We start from the raw sequence: 10,297 nt of genomic DNA on the forward strand, positions 1-10,297 counted from the left end.
GCACCACGGCCTGCCGCCGGAGACCCAGGGCTGCGCACCTCCGGGGCCCCGGCGGCTCGCACCTCCCTCGACCTGCACGTTCCTGCTCAGCACAGCACCGGGTTGACAGCCGCGGGCGCCGCACCTCATGCTTTCACTACTTAATTAGTGAAAGGGGTCAGGGCGTGACCGAGCCCCGGATCGAGTACCGCATCGACAGGCGGAGTGGCGTAGCCACCTATGTGCAGATCATTCAGCAGACCGAACAGGCGCTCCGGCTCGGTCTGCTGGAGGAGGGAGACCAGTTGCCGACGGCCCGTGCCGTGGTGGAAGCCACCGCGGTCAATCCGAACACCGTGCTCAAGGCGTACCGCGAGCTGGAACGCAAGGGGCTGGTGGAGGCCCGCCGCGGGATGGGCACCTTCGTCCGCCGCGGCCTGCGCACCACCCCCGTGGACTCCGGGCTCCACGCCGATCTGGCCGGCTGGGTGCGCCGCGCCCGGGAGGCCGGGCTGGAGCGGGACGACGTGACCGCGCTCTTCAGCTCGCTGCTCGACGAGCACTTCCCGCAGGAGGCCCGATGACCGGCGCGGAGCCGGCGGTCGAGGCGTCCGGGCTGGTCAAGCAGTTCGGACGGCGGCGCCCCGCGGCACTGGACGGTTGCAGCTTCCAGGTCGGGGCCGGCAGCGTCTGCGCACTCGTCGGCCCCAACGGGGCGGGCAAGTCCACCCTGTTGGACCTCGCGGCCGGGGTGAGCAGCCCGACCGAGGGCAGCATCCGGCTGCTCGGCGGGCACACACCCGGCGAGGTGCGCGAGCGCGTCTCCTACCTCGCCCAGGACAAGCAGCTCTACCCGCAGCTCACCGTCGCCGAGACCCTGCGCATGGCGGCCGGCCTCAACCCGGGCCGCTGGGACGCGCGGTACGCCGCCGACGTGGTCGAGCAGGGCGGCGTGGACCCGGGCACCCGCGTCCGCCGGCTCTCCGGCGGCCAGCGCACCCGCGTCGCGCTCGCCCTGGCCCTGGGCAAGCGGCCCGATCTGCTGCTGCTCGACGAGCCGATGGCCGCGCTGGACCCGCTCGCCAGGAAGCAGTTCACCGGGCTGCTGATGGCGCACGTCGCCGAGCACGGCGCCACCGTCCTGCTCTCCTCGCACGACCTCGGCGAACTCACCGACACCTGCGACGACTTGGTGCTCCTCGGACAGGGCCGGGTACGGCTGGCCGGCGCGACCGACGCGCTGCTCGACGCGCATCTGCTGGCCACCGGCCGCGGCACCGTCGAGGACCTGTCCGCGCACACCGTGGTCGACTCCCGCGCGGCAGGCCGCGGCACCACCGCGCTGCTCCGCCCCGCGGGGCCGCTCCCGGACGGCTGGAGCACCGCCCAGCCGTCACTGGAGGAGCTGGTCGTCCACTACCTCGGCGCTCCGGACGCACCCCCGCTCGATCTCTCCGCCGACTGAGCCGTCCCCTCCCCACCGTCCCGTCCCACCGCTCCAGGAGACCAAGACCATGACCACGCACGTCGCTTCCCCCCACTCCGCGTTCGACAGCGGCGGTCGGCCGGGCGGCCCGGTCCGCTCCGTGATACGGCTGCACCGCGGCGGCCTCTGGGTCTGGGTCGGCTATCTCGCCGTCACCGCCGGGGTGCTGCTGTGGCTCTACGGGCCCGGCGGCTCGGCAGCGGAGCAGGACAGCATCTACTGCTCACACCACCAGTGCTACGACTTCGGTGCCATCGGCGCCTACAAGGACATGCTGATCGTCGTCGATGTGCTGATCCGGGCCGTCGCCTTCCTGGCGCCCGCCTACGTGGCCGCGCTGCTGGTCGGCCGCGAGTTGCAGCACGGCACCCACCGGCTGGCCTGGACCCAGGGCGTCTCCCCGGCGCGCTGGCTGGCCGCCCGGCTGGCGGTCCCGGCGGTCGCGGTGACGGTCGGCACCGGTGTGCTGGTGGCCCTCTTCCACCTGGTCAGGTCGGCCGAGTTCGGGGTCGGCAACTGGGGCTTCTTCGACTCCAACGTCTACTACGACGGCGGTCTGCTCGCCTTCGTCTACCCGCTGCTCGGCGTCGCGCTGGGCGCCCTCGCCGGCCTGCTGCTGGGCCGCTCGGTCCCCGCCGCGCTGGTCGCCGTGGCCGCCATGGCCGCCGTCCAACTGCTCATGCAGGCCCTGCGGTTCAAGCTGCTGCCCACCGAGACGCGCACCAGCAGCGGCACCTACGACGTGCCGAGCGGCGCGGAGCTCCAGGGCGTCGACGAGGCGAACGTGCACCACATCACCGCCCACTTCCACCCGGCCTCGCACGTGTGGCCGCTCCAGTTCATCGAGTCCGGCATCGTCCTGGCGGCGGCCGCGCTGGCCGTCGCCGGCACCTTCCAGCTGCTGCGCAACCGGGCCGGCTGACCACCGGCCCGCGCCGATGAGGGCGCCCGCTACCGCTGTCGGGGGGCAGCGGAAGCGGGCGCCTTTCCGTCGTCTCCGGCGCCCGCACTGGGCGGTCCCCGACGGCAGCCGCCGCCACGCCGCACAGGCGGCGGACGGGCGGAAACGCCGCTAGGCGGCGGCGAGTTCGGAAGCGTGCGGTGGTTCCGCGCCCGCGCGGGAGCAGGTGAGCGCCGAGGCGCGCGCGGCGAAGCCCAGCACCTCCCGCCACCCGTCCGGGTCGAGCCCGTCGAGCGCGCCGGGCGCGAACAGCTCCCGCTGCCCGAGCGCGTGCAGCAGCGCGGCGTTGACGGTGTCACCGGCGCCGATGGTGTCGACGACGTCGACGCGCTCGCCCGGCACGGACAGCTGCCGCCCGTCGCGGGTGAAGACCGTCAGCCCGTCGGCGCCCCGGGTGAGGACGACGGCGGCCGGGCCGGCGGCCAGCCAGTCGGCGACGTCCCCGCCGAGCCACTCCGCGTCGTCCTCGCTCAGCTTCAGCAGCGAGACGGAGGGCAGCCAGCCGCGGAACCGGGCGCGGTAGGCGTCGGCGTCCGGTATCAGCCCGGCACGGATGTTGGGGTCGAGCGCGACGAACACCCCGCGTTCGGCCTCCCGCCGCATCAGCTGCTCGTAGGCGGTGGCGCCCGGCTCCAGGACGAGCGAGCAGGTGCCGAGCGACAACGCCCGGGTGGCGGCGGGGAGTCGGCCGGGCAGGGCGAAGAGCCGGTCGGCGGTTCCCGCGACGTAGAAGGTGTAGGCGGCCGAGCCCGCCGCGTCGAGCGCGGCGACCGCGAGCGTGGTGGGCTCGGCGCCGCGCTGCACCAGGTCCGTCCGCACGCCCTCGGTGTGCAGCCGCTCCAGCAGGGACTCCCCGAAGGCGTCGGTGGAGACACGGGAGCAGAACGCGGTGGGCGTGCCGAGCCGCCCCAGCGCCACGGCGGTGTTGTACGGGCCGCCGCCGCGCGCGGGACGCAGCGCGGCGAGGGGGTCGCCGGCGCTCTGCGGCACCAGGTCGATCAGGGCTTCACCGGCTACGACGATCACGGGCGGTTCCTTCGCGGCGCTCGACAGGGGTGCGGCGGCCGGCGGCGCGACGGCGGCGCGACCGGACGGCTGCGAGGGTAGCCGACCCGTCGTTCCCGCCCGGACCAGGGGCGGAAGGCGCACCGGACCCCGCCGGTGCGCCACCCCGGGGAGTTTTTGAAAACGAATCCCATTTACGATGGACCTCGTCGACCGGCACACCGACCCGAGGAGGACCCGTGGCCGTACCCAAACGGAAGATGTCGCGCAGCAACACCCGCCACCGCCGGGCGCGCTGGAAGGCCGAGCCGCCGCAGCTCGTACCGGTCACCCTGAACGGCACCGTGCACCGCGTGCCGCGGCGCCTCGTCCGGGCCTACGAACGCGGGCTGCTGCGCCCCGAGGAGTGAGCGGCTGACCGGCGACGGCCGCCGGCTCAGCGGAAGTCGGCCGCGTGGTCGCGGGCCCACCGGGCGAAGGTACGGGCCGGCACCCCGGTGACGGCCTCGGCGGTGGGCTGGGGCCCGAGGCCGGCGGGGTCGAAGGCGGCGATCTCGCGGGGGTCGGCCGGATTGCCCTCGTAGTCGGCGAAACCGAGCAGGAAGTCCGCGTTCTCCGCGGCGAACCCGCCCTGGGCGGCGTAGCGTTCGCGGGCTTCCTCGGGGGTGACCTCGACCAGGCGGATCTCCTCGCCGATGGCCTCGGCGATCGCCCGCACCTGCGCGCGCAGGGTGACCGCCGCGGGCCCGTTGAGGGTGTAGGCGGCACCGGCGTGCCCGTCCCGCAGGAGCGCGGCCACGGCGACGTCCGCGATGTCCCGCTCGTGCACCGGGAACCAGCCGAAGTCGGGGTTCGGCTCCCGCACCACGCGCTCGGCCCGGATGGACGGGCCCCACAACTCCAGCTTGTTCAGGGCGAATTCGCCCGGGCGCACATGGGTCCACTCCAGCCCGGACTCCTCCACGGCCCGCTCGACCGGCAGATGGTGGGTCGTATCCAGCCCGGCGGACACGGCGCCGGAGGAGAGCACCACGATCCGCCGCACCCCCGCCTCCCGGGCCCGGGCGACCACCTCGCGCGCGGTCCGCGCGACGGGGAAGAGGAACAGCTGCTCGACGCCCTTCAGCGCCGCGTCCAGCGTCCCGGGCCGGCCGAGATCGCCGTCGACGGTCCGCACCCCGGCGGGCAGCAGCCGGGCCGCCCGCTCCGGCGCCCGGCTGAGCGCGCGCACCTCGGCGCCCTCCGCGACGAGCCCCTCGACCACCAGTCGCCCCACGTTCCCGGTCGCCCCCGTCACCAGCACCGTCATCGGCGATCCCCTCCGTCTCCGCGCCCTCGCGCACTTTTCCGTATCCGATACGGGAATGACTTTACCGTACTCTGCACGGGAATTGAGGGCCGGAGACGGACGCACACGGCAGGCACCGGCCCGCCCCCGGAACGCGCACGGAAGGGACGAGCGGCCATGGCACGGAAGGCGAGCGGAGGCGGGGATCCGCAGCGGACCCTGCGGCTGCTGTGGGGGCCGTCGCCCCGGACCGCGGGAGGAGCGGTCCGGGGGCGCAGGCCGCGCATCGGGGTACCGCGGATCGTCGACGCCGCCGTGGCCCTCGCCGACGAGGAGGGCCTGGAGGCGACGACGATGAGCGCCGTGGCCCGGAGGCTGGGCGTCGGCACCATGTCGCTGTACACCCATGTGCCCGGCAAGGCGGAACTGCTCGACCTGATGGTGGACGCCGTCTGGCGCGAGCTGGAGCTGCCGCCCGCGCACGAGCCGCACGCCGAGGGCTGGCGCGGGCTGGTCGCGCTGTACGCGCGGCGGACGCTCGCCGTGCACCGGGCGCACCCGTGGCTGCGCGAGATCTCCACCGTGCGCCCGCCGCTCGGCCCGGGGCTGCTGGCCCGGCAGGAGTATCTGCTGGCGGTCCTGGCGACGGCCGGCCTGGACGCCTCCCGGGCGGCCGTGGCCGCGGACGCGCTCGCCACCTTCGTCGACGCCACGGCCGCCGCCGAGGCCGAGCACGCGCACGCCGCCCGGGTCAGCGGGCAGCCGGAGGGCGACTGGTGGCAGGCGCGCCAGGAGTTCTGGGACGAGCACTTCGACCCCGGGCGCTATCCGGCGATCACCCGCGCCTGGAAGGCGGGCGGCCTGCACCGCGGCGCGGCCGAAACCGCGGTGGACGCCCGGGAGTTCGGGCTGCGGGTGCTGCTGGACGGCATCGAGGCGGCCGCCGCCTCCTCGCCCGAGCGCTGACCCCGCCTTGTTAATGGAAACCATTTCCATTTAGAGTGGCGGCATGGCACGCAACGAACTCAGGCCCGTGATCAAACTGCGCTCCACCGCGCGGACCGGCTACACCTACGTCACCCGCAAGAACCGGCGGAACGATCCGGACCGGATGACGCTGCGCAAGTACGACCCCGTCGTCCGGCGGCACGTCGACTTCCGCGAGGAACGCTGATGCGGGGAGCGGACCCGGCGGCGCTGCCCGTCGTCCTGGTCGCCGGGATGCACGCCGACGCCCGCCGCGAGGTCGTCGAGCGGCTGCTGGCCGCCGTCCCCCGCAGCGTCGCCCTCCACCACGACCTCGGCGCGGCGAGCAGCGAGGGGACCGTCGTCCGCACCGTGCGGGACGCCTCCGGTGAACTCGGGCGCGACGAGGCCCCGTTGGTGCGCGGCTGTGCCTGCTGTGCGCTGCGCGAGGACCTCGTCCCCGAGCTGGAGCGGCTGGCGGCGGGCCGGGCGGCCACGCTGGCCGTCGTCGAGCTGTGGGACTCCGTCGAGCCGCAGGCCATGGCGGAGGTCGTCGCCGCACACGGCGGGCCCGACCTGGCGCTGACCGGGGTCGTCACCGCCGTCGACCCGGCCCTGGCGCTCCCGTGCCTCGCCGGCGGCGACGACCTCGCCGACGCCGGGCTGGCCGCCGCCCCCGGGGACCACCGCACGATCGGCGACACCTGGGCCCGGCAGATCGAGTACGCACCCCTGCTGGCGCTCGCCGACAACCCGGAGGCGGACACCGAGGACCACGCCCTGCTCACCCAGCTCAACCCCACGGCACACCAACTCAACGCCTGTGACCCGGAGTTGATACGCCGCGTGCACGCCGGTTTCGACGTGGAGGCCGCTGCCGCCGCACAGCACCCGGCCTGCGCCCGGCTCCCGCACGAGGCGGACGACGCCGGGGTGACGACCGTCGTCTGGCGCCGGCACCGGCCCTTCCACCCCGAACGGCTCTACGCGGCACTGGAGGACCTCACCTGCGTGGCGGCCCGCAGCCGGGGCCGGTTCTGGCTGGCCGACCGCCCCGACACCCTGCTGTCCTGGGACGCGGCGGGCGGAGCGCTCTGCGTCGAGAGCGCGGGCCCGTGGCTGGCCGCGCTGCCGGACGCCGCCTGGGACCTGGAGCCGCCCCTCCGCCGTGCCGCCGCCGCGCTCGACTGGCACCCCGTGCACGGGGACCGCTGCCAGCACCTGGTGTTCACCTCGCCCGGCCTCGACCGGGACGGACTGGTGCGGCTGCTGGAGTCCTGTCTGCTGACGAACGCCGAGTACGTGGCGGGCCGCGACGCCTGGCAACGCCTGCCGCGCGCCTTCGACTCCCTGCTCGACCCCGCCGCCTGACCAACTCCCCCATCCCTTCCCGGACTTGACCCGTCGGGCCGAGGCTCCCATCCCGCAACGAGAGGACGTACCGCACCGTGCCCCGCCGCACCCCCGCACGCAAACAGCCCAGGCCGCGCCCCAATCCGCTGGACGCGGCAGGGATCACCTACGTCGACTACAAGGACACCGAGCTGCTGCGGAAGTTCATCTCCGACCGCGGCAAGATCCGCAGCCGTCGCGTGACCCGCGTGACCGCGCAGCAGCAGCGGCAGATCGCCACCGCCGTCAAGAACGCCCGGGAGATGGCCCTCCTCCCGTACGCCACCCGGTGACCGGCCCCACCGGACACCGCACCGCACCCCGTCCCCGGCACCGCCTCCCGCCGGGGACGGCCCGCAGCCCCGGAGCCCAGCGCGCCGGGGCTGCGGCGCTGCCCGCGGGGTCGACCGACCCCAACTCCCCTGCGGGGGCGACGCGTTAGCATCGTCCCCGTGACCGCGGAGAGAGCCCGCGCCGCGCGGGCGGACCCGGACCGGACCTCCGTGCAGGTCGAGTTCCGGAAGTACGACGGACGGCTGAGCGCCCGCTGGACGGCCGACCGGCTCGGCGAGGACGAGCACGGCGTCTGGCTGGGCACCGCGCGCGGCGTCGCCGTCGAGGCGGACGCCGGAGGCTGGACGAACCGGTTCGCCCACGTCCTGCTGGTGCCGGACGGCCGGTGGTGGACGGCCACGTTCTGCGCGGCCCCGGCCCCGGAGGTGTACTGCGACGTGTGCACGGTGCCCGAGTGGAACGCGGACCGGACCGTCCTGCGCACGGTCGATCTCGACCTCGACGTCGTACGGTCCCCCGGCGGCGAGGCCCGGCTCAAGGACGAGGACGAGTTCGCCGAACACCGGCTGACCTACGGCTACCCCGACGACGTCGTCTCCCGGGCCCGGCGGACCGCCGCCCGGCTGCTGGAGGCGGCCCGGCTCGACGGCCACGGCACCGAACCCTTCGTCTCGGCCTGGCGCCCCTGGCTGGACCTCGTCGGATAGCCCGGACCCCCGGCGGGCCCGGACCGACGAAGGGAACACCGCGCTCGACGGGGGTCACACCCCTTCGCCCAGCGCGGAGACGGCGGCCGGGTCGTGACCCGCCGCGGTGAGCGGTGCGCGGATGTCCCGGTCCAACTCCGGGACATGGCCGAGGAGGACATCGGCCGGGCCGTGCACCGTGGCGCGGGCCAGCACCGCGGGCAGCAGCAGGGTCGCACCGGCGCCGAGAGACTCGGTACCGCCGTCCCACGACAGCCGCACGGGCCGGCCGACGTTGCTCAGCACGACGGCGGAGTCGAAGGAGAGCGCCAGCCCCGCGCCGTCCACCGCACGGTGCCGTTCCAGGGCGAAGTACGGACCGGCGGCCAGCACCCGGCGCTCGGTGCCGGCGGCGGCGGGCAGCGGCAGCCCGGGATGGAAGCGGGGGCGGTACCGCGGCTTCCACCGGTCGAGGAGCGCCTCGATGTTCGCGTGCCGCTGCTCGTCGCCGAGAGCGGCGCCGTCCTCCATCCGGTGCCGCATCGCGTGCTGCTGGAGATCCGAGGTCTGCTCGATCTCGTAGACGAGGGTGCCGGGACCGAAGCTGTGCACCGTGCCTGCGGGGACGTAGAGGGTGTCCCCCGCGCGGACGGGCAGACGGCGCAGCACGGAGGCGAAGTCCTCGTCCAGCAGGGCCTGTCGGAGTCGCCCACGCCCGACACCGGGCACGGTGCCCGCCCAGGCGGTGGCGCCGGGCCGGGCGTACAGGATGTGCCACGCCTCGGTCTTGCCGTTCGGCTCGCCGTCCAGGGCGCGGGCGTCGGCGTCGTCCGGGTGGACATGCACCGGCAGCGCCCGGTGGGCGTCGATGAACTTGGTGAGCAGCGGGAAGCGGGGGCCGTCGGCGCCCCGGGCACCGATCAGCTCCGCCGGGTGGTCGCGCACCAGCTCGCGCAGGCTCCGGCCCGCGAGCGGACCGCCCACCACCTCGGCGCCCGCCCCCTCGACATCGCTGACCTCCCAGGTCTCGGCGACGGGCCCGTCCGGCAGGCCGGTACGTCCGAGACGGTCGGGAATGGCCCGCCCGCCGAAGACGTGCTGGGCGACGGGGGTCGTCAACCGCAGCGGACACCAGTCCGCCGGGGCCGGCCGCTGCTGCTCGGAGTCTCGTGTCACACCGTTCCCTGTCCTGTGCGGGGCCGTCGCCCGGGGCTGCGCGGGGCCGTCGCCCGGGGCTGTACGGCCGTATCGGAGGCCGGGGTCGGCGGGGCCTTGCCGGGCGGGTGCGGTCGCGTGCCCCGGGTGCGTGCCGTGGTCGGTTCAGCACTACCAGGCGGGGGCGGCGGGCCCGGCGGTGCCGCGCGGTGGACGGGCCTCGGCAGGGGCTCGGCGAGGCCTCGGCAGGAGCTCGGCAGGGCTCGGCAGGAGCTCGGCAGGGGCTCGGTGGGGCGGGCGGTCGGAGCTCTCCGCGTGCCGGTCGGGCCCTCCGCAGGGCCGGGAGCCGGGACGGAGAGAAAGCCCCGGCGGAGAGAAAGCCCCCGCGGAGGAAGATGCCCAGGTCAGGGCGGGAGCCCGGGGGTGGGTGGATCGCTCCTACCCCGCTGGGGCGAGACGTTCCCTACGGTTGCGGGCATGAGCGGAAACGGCGGAAAGGGGTCGAGCGGCCCCCTGGCGGAGTTCCTGCGGGCGCGGCGCGCACGGGTGCGGCCGGCGGAGCAGGGGCTGGTGCCGGGCGGTGAGCGGCAGGTGCCGGGGCTGCGGCGGGACGAGGTCGCGCTGCTGGCCGGGATCAGCACGGACTACTACGTCCGGCTGGAGCAGGGCAGGGAGCGGCGCCCGTCCGGCCCGGTGCTGTCGGCGCTGGCCGAGGCACTGCTGCTGGAGGAACCGGCGCGGCGGCATCTGCGCGAGCTGGCCGCCGCGGGCCGGGCCGACGACGGCGAGGACACCGGCGAGGCCGAGCTGCCCGCCGCACGGCTGGAGGCGCTGCGCCCCCTGCTGGACGCGCTGGCCGTCCCGGCGCTCGTGATCGACCGGCAACTGGACGTGGTGGCCGCCAACCCGCTCGGCGCTCTGCTGTACGAGGGGCTGGAGCACCGGGACAACTATGCGCGCATGGTGTTCCTCTCCCCCGGGGCCGGGGAGTTCTTCGTCGACCGGGCGGAGACCGCGGCCTGCGTCGTCGCCTCGCTCCGCGCGAGCGCGGGCGCCCGCCCGTCCGCGCGGCTGGAGCGGCTCCC

Annotated in this window: 13 protein-coding genes; 10 read left to right on the plus strand and 3 right to left on the minus strand. The window is 75.3% G+C overall.

All coding sequences use genetic code 11. From position 1 onward, the window contains the following. The first annotated feature begins 164 nt into the window (after positions 1-164). From SCA03_RS24270 to SCA03_RS24280, 3 genes are read left to right on the plus strand one after another with little or no spacing between them, the layout of a single operon-like run. Positions 165-563 (plus strand): GntR family transcriptional regulator, encoded by a 399-nt coding sequence (locus SCA03_RS24270; RefSeq protein WP_086815838.1) that lies wholly within the window; start codon positions 165-167, stop codon positions 561-563. After that, the gene (locus SCA03_RS24275) at positions 560-1,444 is read left to right on the plus strand and encodes an ABC transporter ATP-binding protein (protein ID WP_086815836.1); all 885 of its coding nucleotides are present in this window, start codon (positions 560-562) and stop codon (positions 1,442-1,444) included. Before SCA03_RS24270 ends, SCA03_RS24275 begins: the two co-directional genes overlap by 4 nt. A gap of 49 nt (positions 1,445-1,493) precedes the next feature. Then, on the plus strand, positions 1,494-2,387 hold the full coding sequence (locus SCA03_RS24280; RefSeq protein ID WP_086815834.1) for an ABC-2 membrane transporter-related protein: 894 nt from the start codon (positions 1,494-1,496) through the stop codon (positions 2,385-2,387). Between the two features lie 150 nt (positions 2,388-2,537). Here the strand turns inward: SCA03_RS24280 and SCA03_RS24285 are convergent, their stop codons facing one another. After that, positions 2,538-3,452: a carbohydrate kinase family protein gene (locus SCA03_RS24285; RefSeq protein WP_086815832.1), complete on the minus strand. Its 915-nt coding sequence runs from the start codon at positions 3,450-3,452 to the stop codon at positions 2,538-2,540. A gap of 218 nt (positions 3,453-3,670) precedes the next feature. Here SCA03_RS24285 and rpmF point away from each other — a divergent pair, with 218 nt between their 5' ends. Further along, positions 3,671-3,841 (plus strand): 50S ribosomal protein L32, encoded by a 171-nt coding sequence (gene rpmF / locus SCA03_RS24290; protein WP_030879418.1) that lies wholly within the window; start codon positions 3,671-3,673, stop codon positions 3,839-3,841. Between the two features lie 26 nt (positions 3,842-3,867). Here rpmF and SCA03_RS24295 read toward each other — a convergent pair whose 3' ends face one another. Then, positions 3,868-4,740: an NAD(P)H-binding protein gene (locus SCA03_RS24295; RefSeq protein WP_030879420.1), complete on the minus strand. Its 873-nt coding sequence runs from the start codon at positions 4,738-4,740 to the stop codon at positions 3,868-3,870. A 156-nt stretch (positions 4,741-4,896) separates the two neighbouring features. Here SCA03_RS24295 and SCA03_RS24300 point away from each other — a divergent pair, with 156 nt between their 5' ends. The 5 genes from SCA03_RS24300 (at position 4,897) to SCA03_RS24320 (ending at position 8,078) form a co-directional block, all read left to right on the plus strand. Next, positions 4,897-5,685 (plus strand): TetR/AcrR family transcriptional regulator, encoded by a 789-nt coding sequence (locus tag SCA03_RS24300; protein ID WP_086815830.1) that lies wholly within the window; start codon positions 4,897-4,899, stop codon positions 5,683-5,685. 43 nt (positions 5,686-5,728) lie between these two features. Next, the gene (rpmG, locus tag SCA03_RS24305; protein ID WP_030879426.1) at positions 5,729-5,893 is read left to right on the plus strand and encodes a 50S ribosomal protein L33; all 165 of its coding nucleotides are present in this window, start codon (positions 5,729-5,731) and stop codon (positions 5,891-5,893) included. Then, positions 5,893-7,056 (plus strand): CobW family GTP-binding protein, encoded by a 1,164-nt coding sequence (locus tag SCA03_RS24310; protein ID WP_086815828.1) that lies wholly within the window; start codon positions 5,893-5,895, stop codon positions 7,054-7,056. The genes rpmG and SCA03_RS24310 overlap by 1 nt, the downstream gene beginning before the upstream one ends. Before the next feature lie 77 nt (positions 7,057-7,133). Next, positions 7,134-7,370, plus strand: a complete 237-nt coding sequence (gene rpsR / locus SCA03_RS24315; RefSeq protein WP_030879431.1) for a 30S ribosomal protein S18 — start codon at positions 7,134-7,136, stop codon at positions 7,368-7,370. A 159-nt stretch (positions 7,371-7,529) separates the two neighbouring features. Then, entirely contained in the window at positions 7,530-8,078 is a 549-nt protein-coding gene (locus tag SCA03_RS24320) for a DUF402 domain-containing protein (RefSeq protein ID WP_230988884.1), read from the plus strand. Positions 8,079-8,132: 54 nt separating this feature from the next. On the opposite strand, the gene SCA03_RS24325 is transcribed toward SCA03_RS24320, so the two are convergent. Further along, the gene (locus SCA03_RS24325; RefSeq protein ID WP_086815827.1) at positions 8,133-9,233 is read right to left on the minus strand and encodes a type I phosphomannose isomerase catalytic subunit; all 1,101 of its coding nucleotides are present in this window, start codon (positions 9,231-9,233) and stop codon (positions 8,133-8,135) included. A gap of 456 nt (positions 9,234-9,689) precedes the next feature. On the opposite strand from SCA03_RS24325, the gene SCA03_RS24330 reads away from it, so the two are divergent. Further along, on the plus strand, positions 9,690-10,297 hold a 608-nt coding region (locus tag SCA03_RS24330; protein ID WP_141275651.1), incomplete at its 3' end, for an MmyB family transcriptional regulator.

It is taken from the genome of Streptomyces cacaoi, from assembly GCF_006539165.1.
Lineage (GTDB): Bacteria > Actinomycetota > Actinomycetes > Streptomycetales > Streptomycetaceae > Streptomyces > Streptomyces cacaoi.